Raw genomic sequence first — 15,725 nt, 5'->3', positions numbered from 1 at the left:
AAGCGAGAGGGGGTTAATCCCGCCGCCCCTGCACCCAATGCTCCAGCATCTGCAGGGCCATGGCGCGGTCGTCTTCCGAGGCCTTCGCGATCGCCTTGTTGTAGCTTTCGGTGATCCAGGTCTCGTCCGGCTGGGCTGCATCCCGGGCAAGCGTCAGCCACATCAGCCCACGCGCTGCCTGGCGAGGCAACTGATCGCCGTTGAACAGCATCTTGCCCAGCATCGCCTGGGCCTCATGCTGGCCTTTCTGCGCCGCGAGGCCGAGCCAGCGGGCGCCGTACTTGACGTCGTGGGGAGCGCCGATCCCCTTCAGGTAAAGCCGCGCCAGATCGTATTGCGCGTCGGCATCGCCGAAATAGGAGGCCGCATAGGAGAACATCTCGCGGGCGCGCTCGGCGTCGCGCTTGATCGTCGAATTCGGGATACCCTGGAGGTAATAGCGTCCCAGCGCGACGAACGCGTTGGCGACAACAGCAGCCTGCGGCGCCGAAGGGCTGTCCTCGGCATGGGCATTGGCGATGCGGCTGAAGTACTCGAAGGCGCGCTGATCGTCCTGGGTGACGCCGTCGCCATTCGCGTACATTCGCCCCAGCCGCCACTGGGCAATCGGATGCCCGCCTTCGGCGGCATATTGCAGCGCCGTCAGCGAGGTGCTCGGGGGCACCGCCTTCTTCAGCGCCTGACCGCCGGTGAGAGGCGCGGCGGCCACGGGGAGCGCCGCCGCCGTGGTGGAATCCGGCTGCCCGGCTACGGTTCCGTCAAAGGCAGATGCCGGAACGCTGGCGCAAACCGCGCCCAACGCCAACACAACAAGAACTCTGCTCCTAGACGTCCACATGACGCGATTTCTCGTATGCCCCGCCACCGCCGGTTGCCGGTCCGATCCGCTGGGCATTTTTCCTGAGCAAGATGGATGTAGGGTTGGTCGCGCGGCGGTGCCAATTGGTCTTTCGTTCGGTGCGTCCGCCGCCGGTCAAATTTACGTCAAGTGTCCCCGCGATCGCGAAGCCACGGAGTTCGACGGGCCGTCGGAGTTGCCGCCCGCTCGATCCCGCTACATGAAACCAGCGATGGGACGCGCGATCCCGACCTGCCGTCGCATGACGGTTCGCCAGCCTGCTCCTGATCCCCGTCTCGACCATCGCCTACCTGTTTCCCCGGCGGCTTCTTTTTTGATCGGATCGCTCCAGACGAGGGGATTTCCCCAAGCAGGATGAGCGTCCGCCTTCAGCCGACATTGGAATAATTCACGAAGTGGTGTGGCTAAATAGCGGCGTCTGCAAGAGCCACCTGTTGACAGGGTTAAATGTCCCATCGGTGTTGCGCGCTGGCAACAAGGGTTGCCGCCCGGCAACCATCGTCCGGTCGGCCCTTCGATCGCAAACAGGTACCGCCTGACTACGGCACCACCTCCGCCTCTTACATATTGAGCACGCGGCCGTAAGCGTCGAGCACGGCTTCCTTCATCATTTCCGACAGCGTCGGATGCGGGAAGATGGTGTGCATCAGTTCTTCCTCGGTGGTTTCGAGGTTCATCGCCACCACATAGCCCTGGATCAACTCGGTGACTTCCGCGCCGATCATATGCGCGCCCAGAAGCTGGCCGGTTGACTTGTCGAAGATCACCTTCACCAGCCCCTGATCCTCGCCGAGCGCAATCGCCTTGCCGTTGCCGGCGAACGGGAAGCGGCCGACGCGGATGTCCCTACCCGCTTCCTTCGCCTTGGCTTCGGTCAGGCCGACGGATGCGATCTGCGGGTGGCAATAGGTGCAGCCGGGGATCAGCAGCTTGTCCATCGGGTGCGGCTTCAGCCCCTTGATCGCCTCGATGCAGACGACCCCCTCGTGCTCGGCCTTATGCGCCAGCATCGGCGGTCCAGCGACGTCCCCGATCGCGTAAATGCCGGGCACGTTGGTCCTGCCGTAGCCGTCGATCACGATGCAGCCGCGGTCGGTTTTCACGCCTAGCTTCTCAAGCCCAAGGTTCTCGATATTGCCGACCACGCCGACCGCCGAGATCACCCGCTCGAACTCGGCACTGACCGGCTTGCCCTTGCCATCGTCGATGGTGGCGACGACGCTGTCGGCCTTCTTCTCCAGCTTGGTGACCTTGGTTGAGGTCATGATCCTGATGCCCTGCTTCTCGAACTGCTTGCGGGCAAGGCCGGCGATCTCGGCATCCTCGACGGGGAGGATCTGCGGCAGCACCTCCACCACGGTGACCTCCGCTCCCATGGCGCGGAAGAACGAGGCGAATTCGATGCCGATCGCGCCGGAGCCGACGACCAGCAGCGACTTCGGAATGTTCGGCGCGACCATCGCCTCGAAGTAGGTCCAGACCAGCTTCTTGTCGCCCTCCAGCCCCGGCAGCGCGCGCGGTCGCGCGCCGGTCGCGACGATGATGTGCCTGGCCTGATAGCTGCCTGCCCCCAGCACGCCTTTCGGCGCATCGGCGCTGCCCGCCTTCACCGTGATCTTTCCGGGCGCGTCGATCGACGCCTCGCCCCAGATCACGGCGATCTTGTTCTTCTTCATCAGGAAGCCGACGCCCTCGTTGAGGCGCTTCGAAACGCCGCGCGAGCGCTGCACCACGGCCTTCGGGTCGTAGCTCACCTTCTCGGCCGACAGGCCGTAATCCTTGGCGTGCTGCATGTAATGATAGATTTCCGCCGAGCGCAGCAGCGCCTTGGTCGGAATGCAGCCCCAGTTCAGACAGATGCCGCCGAGATGCTGCTTCTCGACGATCGCTGTCTTGAAACCGAGCTGCGCCGCACGGATCGCGGTAACATAGCCGCCCGGGCCGGAGCCGATGATGATAATGTCGAAGGAGGTGTCAGGCATTAATTACCAGTTCGCATTCTTGATCAACGAAATGGGCTTCGGGCACCATGCGCCTGAAGATAGCTTGAAAATTCTCGCCAGCTTCTTTCCGCTTACTCCACGATAAGAAGAATTCATTGGCCCATGGATGCAAGTGCACCAGAATGTCTTTGAGCAGATCGTCTTTTAAAACGAACACCACGGATTGAAATCGCACCGGTATATTTTGTACTGCGCAATCGTTGTTGCCGATTTGAGTTTTTTTCGATTTCAGCCACTCCTCCTGGCAATAAAGACCTAGACGATTTTCTGCAACGTAGCGCGACCGCTTGTCACAGAAATTAGCAAAGGACGAACATGCCTCAATCGCAATGACATCTACGAATTCAATTTCCTGAATGTGATCTGGATTTCTCTCCCGGTCTTTGTTGTCCAGTCCGAAGTGAGCATAAAGTCCGTCGGATATAGCGGGTTGTTTTCGAGATCCGGGGACATAAAGATACGGCATAGCTTTGTCCGAACTTGGTCTGACACGCAGCCATTCTTTCTCAGCGATGAAGAACGATTGTGGCCACTGACCAAAAACCTCTTTGGCCAGCGCATCAGTCATTGCCTTCAGTTCCGGATCATTAGCTTGGCTTGGGGTTATACCAGTCATCACACCATCATCATCACGGGGTTCTCGATCAGCGTCTTGAACGCGCCGATCAGTTCCGCGCCGAGCGCGCCATCGACCGCGCGGTGATCGCAACTCAACGTCACGCTCATGATGTGGGCCGCCTCGATCTTGCCGCCCCGCACGACCGCGCGTTCCTCGCTGGCGCCGACCGCCAGGATCGTGGCGTGCGGCGGATTGATGACGGCGGTGAAATCCTTGATGCCGTACATGCCGAGGTTCGACACGGCCGTGGTGCCGCCCTGATATTCCTCGGGCTTGAGTTTCCGCGCCCGCGCGCGGGCGGCGAAGTCCTTCATCTCTGATGATATCGTCGATAGCGATTTCGTTTCGGCCTTGCGGATGATCGGGGTAATCAAGCCACCCGGCATCGCCACCGCGACCCCGATGTCGGAATGCTTATGTTTAAGCATGCCGCTTTCGGTCCAGCTCACATTGGCATTCGGCACGCGCTGCAACGCAATCGCCATCGCCTTGATGACGAAGTCGTTGACCGACAATTTGTAGAGCGGCTTCTTCTCCTTGTCCTTCGGCGCGGACGCGTTGATGTCCTCGCGCGCGGCAAGCAACCTGCCGATATCGCAGTCCATCGTCAGGTAGAAGTGCGGAATGGTCTGTATCGAGGCGGTCAGGCGCTGCGCGATGGTGCGGCGCATGTTGTCATGCGGCACGATCTCGTAGGAGCCGTCCTCGAACAGCGACAGGATCTGCTTGTCGGACATCGCGGGAGCAATGGTGGACGCGCCTGCGGGCGCAGCCGCCGGAGCCTTCAGTCCCTTGCCGGATTTCGCCTGCTCCACGTCGCGCGCGACGATGCGACCATGCGGGCCGCTGCCATCGATGCGGGCAAGCTCGATGCCAGCTTCCTTCGCCAGCCGCCGCGCCAGCGGAGACGAGAAGATGCGGTCGTGACCGTTGGCCTGAGGCGCTGGCGATTTTCCAGTCGCCTGTGCAGCAGTGCTGCCTGTTCCCTCCCCCCTGTGGGGTCGAGACGAGCCAGGCTCGCTCTTGGAGGGTTGGGAAGAGGGGGTGCTTTTCGCTTCGGCCTTTGGTGGCGATGTCCCGCCGCCGCTCGCCGCCGCCTTCACGTCCTCGCCGTCGCCGGCGAGCACCGCGATCACATTGTTGACCGGCACGTCCTGCGTGCCTTCCGGCACCAGAATCTTCGCGATGGTGCCCTCGTCCACCGCCTCGACCTCCATGGTCGCCTTGTCGGTTTCGATCTCGGCGATGACGTCGCCGGACCTGACCTTGTCGCCCTCCTTCTTGAGCCACTTGGCGAGGTTGCCCTTTTCCATCGTCGGCGACAAAGCAGGCATCAGGATATTGATCGGCATGATGTCAGTCCCGCTCAGCGATAGCAGACGGCCTTCGCCGCCTCGACGACTTCGGCAATCGACGGCAGCGCCAGCTTTTCGAGATTGGCCGCGTACGGCATCGGCACGTCCTTGCCGGAGACGCGCATGACCGGCGCATCGAGATAATCGAACGCATGCTCCATGATGCGCGCGACGATCTCGGCACCCACGCCGGACTGCTGCCAGCCCTCCTCCACGGTCACCGCGCGACCGGTCTTCCGCACCGAGGCCACGATGGTGTCGGTATCCATCGGGCGCAGCGTGCGCAGGTCGATGACCTCGGCCTCGATACCCTCCTTCGCGAGTTCATCGGCCGCCTTCAGCGCATAGGTCATGCCGTTCGACCAAGAGACCAGCGTGACGTGTTGGCCGGCGCGCGCGATCCGCGCCTTGCCGATCGGCAGCACATAGTTGTCGAGCTTCGGCACCGGACCGGTGTGCCCGTAAAGAATTTCGTTCTCGAGGAAGATCACCGGATTGGGATCGCGGATCGCGGCTTTCAAAAGCCCTTTGTAGTCCGCGGCGGAATACGGCGCGATCACTTTCAGCCCCGGAATTTGCGAATACCACGCCGAATAGTCCTGACTGTGTTGGGCGGCGACGCGCGCGGCCGCGCCGTTCGGTCCCCGGAATACAATCGAACAGCCCATCTGCCCGCCGGACATGTAAAGCGTCTTGGCGGCGGAGTTGATGATCTGGTCGATCGCCTGCATCGCGAAGTTGAAGGTCATGAACTCGACGATCGGCTTCAGGCCGGCAAACGCCGCGCCGACGCCGACGCCGGCAAAGCCGTGCTCGGTGATCGGGGTATCGATCACGCGCCGTGCGCCGAACTCCTCCAAAAGGCCCTGCGAGACCTTGTAGGCGCCCTGATATTCGGCCACTTCCTCGCCCATCAGGAAAACGTCGCCGTCGCGGCGCATTTCCTCGGCCATGGCGTCGCGCAATGCCTCGCGGATGGTCATCGTCACCATTTCGGTACCGGCGGGAATGTCGGGATCCTCGGGAATCTCCGCCGCGGTGCCGGCAGGTCGCTTGGGATCCGAGATCATCGGCTTGCCCTCGCCGACCGGCGCGCGGGATTCCGCGACCTCGCTGGACACATCTTGAGCGAGCATCCTGGCGGCCTTGGGCGCCTCCGCCTTGCCGAGATCGGCGGCGCTCTCCCCATCCGCAAGAATGGTCGCTATCGGCGTGTTCACCGCGACATCGTTGGTGCCTTCCGGAATCAGGATCTTGCCGAGCGTGCCCTCGTCGGTCGCCTCGACCTCCATGGTGGCCTTGTCGGTCTCGATCTCGGCGATGACGTCGCCGGACCTCACCGCCTCGCCCTCTTTCTTCAGCCACTTGGCGAGGTTGCCCTTTTCCATCGTCGGCGAAAGCGCGGGCATCAGAACTTGGATTGGCATGATCGCTCCGAAAAAAGCTTGCGCGCTTAGCGGTAAATGTCGGTGTAAAGTTCGGATGCGTCAGGCTCGGGATCGTTCTGCGCGAAGTCCGCAGCCATATTGACGATCTCGCGCACCTTGGCGTCGATCTTCTTCAGCTCGTCCTCGGCGACCTTGTCCGCCAGCAGCCGGTTGCGGACCTGTTCAATCGGGTCCTGATCGTGCCGCACCTTGTCGACTTCCTCGCGCGTGCGGTACTTGGCAGGATCAGACATCGAGTGGCCGCGATAGCGGTAGGTCTGCATCTCCAGGATATAGGGGCCGTTGCCCTCGCGACACCACTTCACCGCCCTGTCGCCCGCCGCCTTCACGGCGCGGACGTCCATGCCGTCGACCTGCTCGCCGGGAATGTTGAAGGACACGCCGCGCTTGGAGAAATCCGTCTGCGCAGACGAGCGCGTCACCGAGGTGCCCATGGCGTAGCGATTGTTCTCGATGATGTAGACCACCGGAAGCTTCCACAGCTCGGCCATGTTGAAGCTCTCATAGACCTGGCCCTGATTGGCCGCCCCGTCTCCGAAGTAAGCGAGGCTGACGCGGTCGTTGCCGCGGTAGCGGTTGGCGAAGGCAAGGCCGGTTCCGAGCGACACCTGCGCGCCAACGATGCCGTGGCCGCCGTAGAAGTGCTTCTCCTTGCTGAACATGTGCATGGAGCCGCCCTTGCCCTTGGAATAGCCGCCGCGACGCCCGGTCAGTTCGGCCATCACGCCCTTGGCATCCATGCCGCAGGCCAGCATGTGGCCATGGTCGCGGTACCCGGTGATGACCTGATCGCCCTTTCCGAGCGTCATCTGCATCCCGACCACGATCGCTTCCTGACCGATGTAGAGATGGCAGAAGCCGCCGATCGCACCCATTCCGTAGAGCTGGCCGGCCTTTTCCTCGAAACGACGGATCAGCAGCATGTCGCGCAAGGCTTGAAGGTCCTGCTCGCGCGTGAACGCGGGGGGCGACCCGCTCTCCGAGCCGTTGTCTGCTGTCTGCGCGACGCTTTTCTTGGATGCGGCCATGTCAAATCCGGATGCGGGAAGGATCACCTTCTCTAGCTCAACTCGCACAACCTTGAAAGCGCGTGATCAAATTGATGCGCGCGGCTTCCGCATTGCAGCGTCAGCGAAATTCCGTGACCGAAAAAGGAACGTTTTTGAAATTAGACGACAGGTTTTCGCGGTTGCACGCAATCACGCGCAAGGGCTTCCCGCTCCCGGGTTATTTCGGGCGGATGACGTGAACGAGATCGCGCGGGTTGGCGTAGTCGAGCTGAAAGCGGACGCGCTCGTCGAGCATGTCGGGGTCGATTCCGCTCGAGCGCAGGAGCGCGACCCGCTTCTCGCCCTCGGCACGCTCTGCCTTCAGCCGCGCCAGTTCTGAGGTCAGCGCGACGATCTCCTGGTCAAGCTCCTGCCGGGCATTCAATCCGTACTTGCCGGTATAGGCGTTGACGCCGAAATAGCCGACGATCATCGCCGCCATCGCATAGAGGGCAAGCCCGGTGAGCAGCGATTTGAGTCGTGAACGCGAGACCATGGCCGGACGATGCGGCCGCCCGGTTAAGGCTTCGCTAACGGCCAGTCCTCGCGCAGGCTCCTATTTCTTCTGCTGGGCGACCCACGCGGCGAAGGCCTTGATGTAGGCTTCGAGAAACTCGCGCAAGGACGCCTTGACCAGTTCGCCGTTCTCGTCGAACGCATCGCCAATGCCGCCGACATAGGCCTCCGGCTGCTGCAACACCGGCACGTTGAGGAATACCAGCGACTGGCGCAGATGATGGTTGGCGCCGAACCCGCCGATGGCGCCCGGCGAATTGCTGATGACGCCGCCGGGCTTGCCGTCGAAGACGCTCTGTCCGTAGGGGCGCGATCCCACATCGATGGCGTTTTTCAGAACGCCGGGAACGGACCGATTGTATTCGGGCGTCACGAACAGGACGGCATCGGCCTTCTTCACGCGCTCGCGAAAACTCACCCAATCGGCTGGCGGCGTGGCCTCGAGATCCTGGTTATAGAACGACAATCCGTTGAGCGTGATGACGTCGAGCTGAAGCGAGGATGGCGCAAGCTTCGTCAAAGCCTTGGCGATTTTCAGGGAAAACGCCTCCTTGCGAAGGCTGCCGACGATAACGGCGACGCTGAATTGAGATGCCATGATCGATCCTGTGGTTGTGCCGATTCAAACCGGGCGGACGCTGAACAATGCAAATGCATCTATTTATCGGAACCCTCATTGCAAGTCGCAAGATTGGATTCGCGCTTCATCTTGACGATGCCAGGCTTGCGCGGATCAATACACGCCGGGAATAATCCGTTTTGTTTCCTGCATGTAGCGACGATAGTCCTCACCGAACATCTCGATCATCATCCGTTCCTCGAAATTCACGCGCGCGAAGAACAACAGCGCCACAGCAACGAGCCCACTCAGCGCGGCGACGAGGTTCGGCAGCAGGCAGGCCTGCGCCGCCCCCCACAGCCAGAACGAGGCATACATCGGATGGCGGATCGATCGGTACACGCCGTTGCGGACGACCCGATGCCCCTCGCGCACCTCCAGCGCCGCCGACCATTGGCGGCCGAGATCCTTGTGCGAACGGCGGAACAGCCAGAGCGAAAACGCGAACAATGCGGCGCCCGCGACGACAAGCCCGTAACCCGGATCATAGGCGAACGCGCGCGGCCATCCCGTCGCAAGATTGAGAGCGGGGATGGCAAACAGGCCAAGAAACGCGACAGCCAGAAGCGCGCGCTCGCGCCAGGCGCCGTCGCGCCGCAAGGTCGCGGTGCGCCGCGCCCGCCGGGCATAGGGATAGCGGATAATGAACCAGGCGACGATGCCGACGATCCAGATCGTCTGTCCGAGCGCGATCGATGACATGACCAACGCTGCGCCTAAACCGCATCGGCGGCGGCATCCGCCGGAATGGCCGCTGCGGTCGTCACAGGCCGGTCTTTCGCAAGAAGAGTGCCGTCCTCTCCGAAACGCTCGACCCCGCCGCGCGGCGCGGTGATCTCGTCGAACGGCAGCGGGCCACAGATGATGAGGCAATGATCGTAATTGGCGCGCACGCTGTTTCCCATCAAGAACTTGTAGTGCATCAGCATGAAGTTGAAGCGGTGTCGCCGGAAGCTGGCCTTGTCCATCATGTCATGCAACTGCACGCGCCGGATGTTCGGCCGCCCGTCGGAGCGCTCGCGGCTGAAGCGCTTCAACGTCACCGGATCGAAGCGGTAGAAACTGATGGCGTCGTCGCGGGCGTGATATTCGGTCCAGCGGATTTGAAGCTCGCCGGCAACCCTTTGCGTGGCCTGACGAATGCGCTCGCCCTGCGAATGCAGCGAGAATTTCGGTATGGTGGCGCCGACGGTCAGGATGCAAAGCGGAGGGCCGCACCTCGCAAGCTCCGGTTCGCGCTCGAGCGCGCGCGCAACCGCATCCATCACCAGCGCCGCGCCGAGACAATGGCCGACAATGACGATCTCGTCGACATCGGCGTTGCGAACCCTGTCGAGGATTCGCTCCGCGAACTGGTCGATCCGCGCGTCCATGCGCGGCCGCTGGCCGTAGACGAACTCACGCGAGAAGATCCAGTCGTCGAATACGTGATTGATCGGCCATCGCCAGCCCAACAGGGACAGCAAACCTGCCGTCACGACGACGGTCGCCACCACGATTAGCAGGATTGCCGCGAACCCGGTGACGCCGGCGAGCCGGACCAGACCGTATCCGATGCCAGCCCCGCAGGCGGCAAAGCCTGCGAGATACAGATACGGAAACAGAAAGAAGCCGGCATATTTCCAGCTCGAATACATGAAGCGAAACAGCGTGCCGGTCAGGACGAAATCAACCAGCGTGACGAAGGCCTCCCGCAGACGCGACCACATGCCACGAGCGTGATCCTCCCGAATCAGGTCATCCCACCGCAGCATTTCGTAGGACGTGCGGGTGTTCCAGTTGGAACCCGAGGCCTCCATCTCCCATGAGGCGCTGACCGGCGTCGCGTCGATTCCGCTCACGATGGCCGCCTTCACGCCCCAGGTTCGCTGAAACAGCGACAGCGACCGGCGGAACCGCTCAAGCTGCTGCTCGGGCGAGATCGGATCGTATCCGCCGATATGAAAGACATGCCGCCGTGCGATCATGCGATCCCGTCACTTCCCTCGCTGTTATCGAATCATGTTTTGCGGGCGGAGACGGCTGAATTCTCTCCGGCCACGATCAGGATACTACAGAATCCGGCTGCGAATACGTGTCCGGAAACAGGAGCAGTTGTGACGTTTCAATCACAACCCACAGGATTTATGGCGGCGCGATTGACGGGAGAACGTGGAGGCGAAATATAGTGCGGTCCCATGTCATTTGAACTGGAACCTTTGATGCTGACCATTTTCCAGCCTGCGCGCCGCGGCCTGCATGCCGCAATGGTAAGTCTGTTCCTGATCGGCGGGATGCTGACGAGTTCGGCCCACGCACAGGCCACCGCGCCGCACCGGCCCGGCCAAGTCTACCTGATGCGCGGCCTTTTTAACGTCTTTTCGCTCGGCATGGATGAGTTGGCTGCGAAACTCGAGAAAGTCGGCGTCAGGGCCGAGGCCGTATCCTATACATCCTGGTCGTCGCTCGGCGACAGCATCACGGCCCAATATCGCGCGGGCAATCGTGAGCCCATCATCCTGATGGGCCATTCCTACGGCGCGGATACGACGATTTCCCTGGCGCGCAAGCTGAACGATAACAGAATTCCTGTGGCGCTGATCGTGAACTTCGATCCAACCGCGCCGGACCGGGTTCCACCCAACGTACGGCGAATCATCAATTTCTACGTGCCCACCGCATGGGGCCGTCCTGTGGAGCCCGGCAAACAGTTCCGCGGCAGCCTCTCCAACCTCAATGAAAGCGGCGCCTACAACCATTTCGTGATCGACAAGGCCGATGCCCTCCATCGCCAGGCGATCGCGGCGGTGCTGCAGGCGGTCGGCGGGGGCACCCATCGTGTCAAACGGCCCGCCAAACACCATGAGGTCTCGGCCGCGCCTGCGGCGCAGTAAGCAAGACACGATCGGCGCTCGGAAGCACGCCGGCACGCGCCTCGCGCACCGGCGACTGTTTTATCCGATTGATAGGAGCGTTACGCCAGCGCCTTCAGCGCCGCGCGTCCACCATACTTCGCCTGAGCGCCAAGCTGCTGCTCGATGCGCAGCAACTGGTTGTATTTGGCGGCGCGGTCCGATCGCGACAGCGAGCCGGTCTTGATCTGCCCGCAATTGGTGGCGACTGCGAGGTCAGCGATGGTGGAATCCTCGGTCTCGCCCGAGCGATGCGACATCACGACGGTGTAGCCGGCCTTGTAGGCCATTTCGACGGCCGCCAGCGTTTCCGTCAACGTGCCGATCTGGTTGACCTTGATAAGGATGGAATTGGCGCGGCCGTTCCTGATGCCGTCCGCGAGCCGCGCCACGTTGGTGACGAACAGGTCGTCGCCAACAAGCTGGCAGGTTTTGCCAATGAGATCGGTGAGGAGCTTCCAGCCGTCGAAGTCGTCCTCGGCCATCCCGTCCTCGATCGAGACGATCGGATAGTCCGCCGCCAGCTTGGCAAGGTATCTCGCCTGCTCCTCGACCGAGCGGGTCTTCCCCTCGCCTGAATAGACATACTTGCCGTCCTTGAAGAACTCGCTCGCGGCCGGATCGAGCGCCAGCACCACGTCGTCGCCTGGCTTGTAACCGGCCTTGACGATCGCGCTCATGATGAAATCGAGCGCCGCGCTGGCTGACGGCAGGTTTGGTGCGAAACCGCCCTCGTCGCCGACGTTGGTATTGTGGCCGGCCTTCTTCAATTCGGCTCTCAGGGTGTGAAAGATTTCCGAGCCGCAGCGCAGGCCTTCCGAGAAGGTTGGAGCGCCGACCGGCATGATCATGAATTCCTGAAAGTCGATCGGGTTGTCGGCGTGCACACCGCCGTTGACGATATTCATCATCGGCACCGGAAGCGTCCGCGCCGAGACGCCGCCGACGTAGCGATACAGCGGCATATCGAGCGAGTCCGCCGCCGCCCTGGCGAGCGCCAGCGACACGCCGAGAATCGCGTTGGCGCCGAGCCGGCTCTTGTTCGCGGTCCCGTCCAGTTCGATCAGGATATCGTCGATCTGCGTTTGCTGCTCGGCGTCCATGCCCCCGATGGCATCGAATATCTCGCCATTTACCGCGTCGACCGCCTTTCGCACACCCTTGCCGAAATAGCGGGTTTCGTCGCCGTCGCGCAGTTCGACCGCCTCATGCGCTCCGGTGGAAGCGCCCGAGGGCACCGCGGCGCGGCCCATCGCGCCGTCTTCGAGCGCCACGTCGACCTCCACGGTCGGATTGCCGCGGCTGTCGAGAATTTCGCGGCCGATGATGTCGACGATGGCGGTCATTAAGAACCTCTTGAATCACTTGAACACTGGATTTTGCGGTGCTTCTACAGCAATGCTCGGGCGCGGGAAAGGCCGTGAATCGTGACGTATTCGTTACGATTGGCTACAGAAGCGCGTGATCCGCCAAAGTGTGAGCGGTTTGGCGAAAAGATCATGCGCGGTTCAAATCAATTCAGAGCGTGACCGGACGCAAACCGGCTTCCGTTGCTGCAGATCGCGCTCCGATGGAGATAATCATGCCACGAAAACTTCCATCCTCGCCAAAATCACCCACGCTGCAGCTTGGCCGCGCGGTGACGTGGCCAGATTCGCCGGAGGCCGCGAAACTGGACCACGTGCCCAATCCGCAGAAGGACACCAATTATGTCGCGCGGTTCACGGCGCCGGAGTTCACCGCGCTGTGCCCGGTCACCGGCCAGCCGGACTTCGCGCATCTCGTGATCGACTATGTGCCGGGGTCGTGGCTGCTGGAGTCGAAATCGCTCAAACTTTATCTGGCGAGTTTCCGCAACCATGGCGCTTTTCACGAGGATTGCACCGTTGCGATCGGCAAGCGCATCGCGGCCGCAGTGAGACCGAAATGGCTGCGCATCGGCGGCTACTGGTATCCGCGTGGCGGCATTCCCATCGACGTGTTCTGGCAGACCGGACGGCTTCCGAAGGGCGTCTGGATTCCCGATCAGGACGTACCGTCGTACCGGGGACGGGGCTGAAGCCGCGGCTGCTCTACCCCTCGCGCATTCCAGCCTTCCCGGCCAGCAGGCGCGCGCAGACCAATCCGAGAATCGCGATGACGATTGCGTTTGCGGCGAGGGTTGGAAACTTCCCCGCCCAGGCAAGGCTCGCGCCATAGGCGATCGGACCGGCCGTCTGTCCCATGTAGAAGAAGAACGAATGCAGCGACAACGCGGTCGCCCGCGCCTGCTCGGACAATTCGCTGGCGAACACCTGCAGGCAGCCGTGCAGCATGTAGAAACCCCAGCCCATCAGGATGAAGCTGAGTGTCTGGATGCGCCAGTCCGGACCGAGAGCGACGGCGACGATCTGCGCCGCCGCCAGCATTGCGCCCGATATCATCATGCCGCGGATGCCGAGCGCCGACAGCAAGCGCGACACCGTCATCGTGTAGAACAGGCCGCCGACGGCAAATCCGGCGATGACGATGCCGGCGACCGAAAGCCGCGTTTCGCCGAGTTCGAACAGAAACGCCGCGACGTAAGGAAATAGTCCAAACACGCAGCAGCCTTCGATGAAGACCGCGGAGTAGCAGACCCTGGCGTTGGGATTGGCGAAGATCTGCCGGTAGCCATGGCGCAGATCCCTGAACTTCATCTGCCGCGAGGCAGCTATCGCATTGCCGCGGCGGAATCCAACGCCGACGGCGGTCGAGGCGGCCAGAACCAGCACGCCGAGGACGACAAGCACACCGCGCCAGCCGACGAGATCGCCGATCACGCCGGAAAAGGACGCGCCGAGCAGATTGCCGCTCACGGTGCCCGCGATCGTCCTGCCGATCGCCACCTGCCGCTGGGAGACCGGCACGAGGTCGCTTGCCATGCCGAGCGCGACCGGAAAAACGCCGCCCGATGCGATGCCTGCGAAGATGCGCGTCACGAACAGCGCGCTGTAGGATGTGCACAGCGCACCAGCGACGTTCGCGATGCCGAGCAGCACCAGGCAAACCAGCATCAGCCGCGCCTTGCCGAACACGTCGGCGGCCGCGCCGATCAGCGGCTGCACGAGCGCGAACGAGAAGGCCGTTATCGCCGACAGGCCGGCGGCGGTCGCAACCGTCACCGACATGTCGTCGGCGACATGCGGCAGCACCGGGTCCAGCGCGCGCGTCGACAGGCTCGCCGCGAAGGTGGCGAGCGCGACAATATTCAGGAGCGGCGGCAATTTGTGCTGTCCGGCCGCGGCCGGGGCGGCCGATGTCATTTCGCAGGGGCCGGATCGGCCGCCTTCGCCAACGCATCGAACGCCATCAACCGCCGCACCAGCGCCTCGAACTCGCGCAGCGGCACCATGTTGGGACCGTCCGAGGGGGCATGATCGGGATCGGGATGGGTCTCGATGAACACGCCGGCGACGCCGACCGCCACGGCCGCACGAGCCAGCACCGGCACGAATTCGCGCTCGCCGCCGGAGGATGTCCCATTGCCACCCGGCTGCTGCACCGAATGGGTGGCATCGAAGATGACAGGCGCGCCGGTGGTGCGCGCGAGGATCGGCAGCGCGCGCATGTCCGAGACCAGCGTGTTGTAGCCGAAGGACGCCCCGCGCTCGGTCACCAGCACGTTGCGGTTGCCGCCGCCCACAATCTTGGCAACCACGTTCGCCATGTCCCAGGGCGCCAGGAATTGCCCCTTCTTGACGTTGATGACCTTGCCGGTCGCCGCCGCCGCCAGCAAAAGGTCGGTCTGCCGGCACAGGAACGCGGGGATCTGCAGCACGTCAACCGCTTGCGCGACCTCGAGGCATTGCACGGCCTCGTGCACGTCGGTCAGCACCGGCAATCCGAGCGAGGCACGGATCTCGGCGAAAACCGGCAGCGCCTGCTTCAGCCCGATCCCCCGCGCGCCCGAGGCGCTGGTGCGGTTGGCCTTGTCGAACGAGGATTTGAAGACGAGGCCGATGTTCAATCGCGCGGCGATTTCCTTCAGCGCGCCGGCGACCTCAAGCGCATGGGCCCGACTTTCCATCTGGCACGGGCCGGCGATGACCGCCAGCGGCCGGTCCTGACCGAAAGTGACTGGGCCAGCGACGACGACGGGTGCGGCGGAGATGGACTGGTTCAAAATGATTCCTTTGCTGGCCGACCTTGTCCGGTGGCCGTGGCTAGATCAACTAACGGCGGCTGACCGTCGAGACGTTCGTGAGCCCTTCGCTATAGCTGTCGCCGTTGCATTGCACAAATTTTTGGCGCGTCTGCTTCTGTAGCAAGCAATCCTTCAGTGCCTTTTGCCATCCGGTCGAGCTCGGCAGCGTTTCGGACGGACATGTATCGCATTTTCAGGGCT

The 15,725-nt window shown here is 62.6% G+C and carries 15 protein-coding genes; 2 read left to right on the top strand and 13 right to left on the bottom strand.

What is annotated here, in order from left to right; all coding sequences use genetic code 11:
• Positions 1–13: 13 nt before the first annotated feature.
• The 10 genes from ACS3WA_RS07805 to ACS3WA_RS07760 all read right to left on the bottom strand — a co-directional run bounded on the left by ACS3WA_RS07805 (position 14) and on the right by ACS3WA_RS07760 (position 10,435).
• On the bottom strand, positions 14–838 hold the full coding sequence (locus ACS3WA_RS07805; protein WP_438277948.1) for a tetratricopeptide repeat protein: 825 nt from the start codon (positions 836–838) through the stop codon (positions 14–16).
• A gap of 581 nt (positions 839–1,419) precedes the next feature.
• The gene (lpdA, locus tag ACS3WA_RS07800; protein ID WP_438277947.1) at positions 1,420–2,841 is read right to left on the bottom strand and encodes a dihydrolipoyl dehydrogenase; all 1,422 of its coding nucleotides are present in this window, start codon (positions 2,839–2,841) and stop codon (positions 1,420–1,422) included.
• The gene (locus ACS3WA_RS07795; protein WP_438277946.1) at positions 2,834–3,478 is read right to left on the bottom strand and encodes a hypothetical protein; all 645 of its coding nucleotides are present in this window, start codon (positions 3,476–3,478) and stop codon (positions 2,834–2,836) included. Before ACS3WA_RS07795 ends, lpdA begins: the two co-directional genes overlap by 8 nt.
• The gene (locus ACS3WA_RS07790) at positions 3,478–4,833 is read right to left on the bottom strand and encodes a pyruvate dehydrogenase complex dihydrolipoamide acetyltransferase (protein WP_438277945.1); all 1,356 of its coding nucleotides are present in this window, start codon (positions 4,831–4,833) and stop codon (positions 3,478–3,480) included. Before ACS3WA_RS07790 ends, ACS3WA_RS07795 begins: the two co-directional genes overlap by 1 nt.
• A gap of 14 nt (positions 4,834–4,847) precedes the next feature.
• The gene (locus ACS3WA_RS07785; RefSeq protein WP_438277944.1) at positions 4,848–6,263 is read right to left on the bottom strand and encodes a pyruvate dehydrogenase complex E1 component subunit beta; all 1,416 of its coding nucleotides are present in this window, start codon (positions 6,261–6,263) and stop codon (positions 4,848–4,850) included.
• A 26-nt stretch (positions 6,264–6,289) separates the two neighbouring features.
• On the bottom strand, positions 6,290–7,312 hold the full coding sequence (gene pdhA / locus ACS3WA_RS07780) for a pyruvate dehydrogenase (acetyl-transferring) E1 component subunit alpha (protein ID WP_438274627.1): 1,023 nt from the start codon (positions 7,310–7,312) through the stop codon (positions 6,290–6,292).
• Positions 7,313–7,511: 199 nt separating this feature from the next.
• A complete protein-coding gene (locus ACS3WA_RS07775) occupies positions 7,512–7,829 on the bottom strand; it encodes an FtsB family cell division protein (protein WP_438277943.1) in 318 nt (105 codons plus the stop codon).
• Positions 7,830–7,889: 60 nt separating this feature from the next.
• On the bottom strand, positions 7,890–8,447 hold the full coding sequence (locus ACS3WA_RS07770; protein WP_438277942.1) for an NADPH-dependent FMN reductase: 558 nt from the start codon (positions 8,445–8,447) through the stop codon (positions 7,890–7,892).
• A gap of 135 nt (positions 8,448–8,582) precedes the next feature.
• Positions 8,583–9,170, bottom strand: a complete 588-nt coding sequence (locus ACS3WA_RS07765) for a protein-S-isoprenylcysteine O-methyltransferase (RefSeq protein WP_438277941.1) — start codon at positions 9,168–9,170, stop codon at positions 8,583–8,585.
• A 14-nt stretch (positions 9,171–9,184) separates the two neighbouring features.
• Positions 9,185–10,435 carry a hypothetical protein gene (locus ACS3WA_RS07760; protein WP_438277940.1) on the bottom strand — a complete coding sequence of 417 codons (1,251 nt, stop codon included), beginning with the start codon at positions 10,433–10,435 and terminating at the stop codon, positions 9,185–9,187.
• 234 nt (positions 10,436–10,669) lie between these two features.
• Here ACS3WA_RS07760 and ACS3WA_RS07755 point away from each other — a divergent pair, with 234 nt between their 5' ends.
• Complete coding sequence (locus tag ACS3WA_RS07755; protein WP_438277939.1) at positions 10,670–11,341, top strand: hypothetical protein; 672 nt, start codon at positions 10,670–10,672, stop codon at positions 11,339–11,341.
• 80 nt (positions 11,342–11,421) lie between these two features.
• Here the strand turns inward: ACS3WA_RS07755 and eno are convergent, their stop codons facing one another.
• A complete protein-coding gene (eno, locus tag ACS3WA_RS07750; protein WP_438277938.1) occupies positions 11,422–12,705 on the bottom strand; it encodes a phosphopyruvate hydratase in 1,284 nt (427 codons plus the stop codon).
• 236 nt (positions 12,706–12,941) lie between these two features.
• Between eno and queF the strand changes: the two genes are divergently transcribed.
• On the top strand, positions 12,942–13,418 hold the full coding sequence (queF, locus tag ACS3WA_RS07745) for a preQ(1) synthase (protein WP_438277937.1): 477 nt from the start codon (positions 12,942–12,944) through the stop codon (positions 13,416–13,418).
• 13 nt (positions 13,419–13,431) lie between these two features.
• On the opposite strand, the gene ACS3WA_RS07740 is transcribed toward queF, so the two are convergent.
• Both ACS3WA_RS07740 and kdsA read right to left on the bottom strand, forming a co-directional pair.
• Positions 13,432–14,643, bottom strand: coding sequence for an MFS transporter (locus ACS3WA_RS07740; protein ID WP_438277936.1), 1,212 nt, complete (start codon positions 14,641–14,643; stop codon positions 13,432–13,434).
• Positions 14,640–15,503 (bottom strand): 3-deoxy-8-phosphooctulonate synthase, encoded by an 864-nt coding sequence (gene kdsA / locus ACS3WA_RS07735; RefSeq protein ID WP_438277935.1) that lies wholly within the window; start codon positions 15,501–15,503, stop codon positions 14,640–14,642. Before kdsA ends, ACS3WA_RS07740 begins: the two co-directional genes overlap by 4 nt.
• Positions 15,504–15,725: the final 222 nt, after the last annotated feature.

The sequence above is a fragment of the Nitrobacter sp. genome, from assembly GCF_051535235.1.
Lineage (GTDB): Bacteria > Pseudomonadota > Alphaproteobacteria > Rhizobiales > Xanthobacteraceae > Nitrobacter.
This window is presented reverse-complemented; position numbering and strand designations above follow the sequence as displayed.

Bases quoted from the DNA above. Each gene is read 5' to 3' on its own strand.
- ACS3WA_RS07765 (WP_438277941.1), bottom strand. From the start codon at position 9,170: ATGTCATCGATCGCGCTCGGACAGACGATCTGGATCGTCGGCATCGTC.
- pdhA (WP_438274627.1), bottom strand. From the start codon at position 7,312: ATGGCCGCATCCAAGAAAAGCGTCGCGCAGACAGCAGACAACGGCTCG.
- ACS3WA_RS07755 (WP_438277939.1), top strand. From the start codon at position 10,670: ATGCTGACCATTTTCCAGCCTGCGCGCCGCGGCCTGCATGCCGCAATG.
- ACS3WA_RS07790 (WP_438277945.1), bottom strand. From the start codon at position 4,833: ATGCCGATCAATATCCTGATGCCTGCTTTGTCGCCGACGATGGAAAAG.
- ACS3WA_RS07775 (WP_438277943.1), bottom strand. From the start codon at position 7,829: ATGGTCTCGCGTTCACGACTCAAATCGCTGCTCACCGGGCTTGCCCTC.
- ACS3WA_RS07760 (WP_438277940.1), bottom strand. From the start codon at position 10,435: ATGATCGCACGGCGGCATGTCTTTCATATCGGCGGATACGATCCGATC.
- ACS3WA_RS07740 (WP_438277936.1), bottom strand. From the start codon at position 14,643: ATGACATCGGCCGCCCCGGCCGCGGCCGGACAGCACAAATTGCCGCCG.
- ACS3WA_RS07785 (WP_438277944.1), bottom strand. From the start codon at position 6,263: ATGCCAATCCAAGTTCTGATGCCCGCGCTTTCGCCGACGATGGAAAAG.
- ACS3WA_RS07770 (WP_438277942.1), bottom strand. From the start codon at position 8,447: ATGGCATCTCAATTCAGCGTCGCCGTTATCGTCGGCAGCCTTCGCAAG.
- eno (WP_438277938.1), bottom strand. From the start codon at position 12,705: ATGACCGCCATCGTCGACATCATCGGCCGCGAAATTCTCGACAGCCGC.
- lpdA (WP_438277947.1), bottom strand. From the start codon at position 2,841: ATGCCTGACACCTCCTTCGACATTATCATCATCGGCTCCGGCCCGGGC.
- ACS3WA_RS07795 (WP_438277946.1), bottom strand. From the start codon at position 3,478: ATGACTGGTATAACCCCAAGCCAAGCTAATGATCCGGAACTGAAGGCA.
- queF (WP_438277937.1), top strand. From the start codon at position 12,942: ATGCCACGAAAACTTCCATCCTCGCCAAAATCACCCACGCTGCAGCTT.
- ACS3WA_RS07805 (WP_438277948.1), bottom strand. From the start codon at position 838: ATGTGGACGTCTAGGAGCAGAGTTCTTGTTGTGTTGGCGTTGGGCGCG.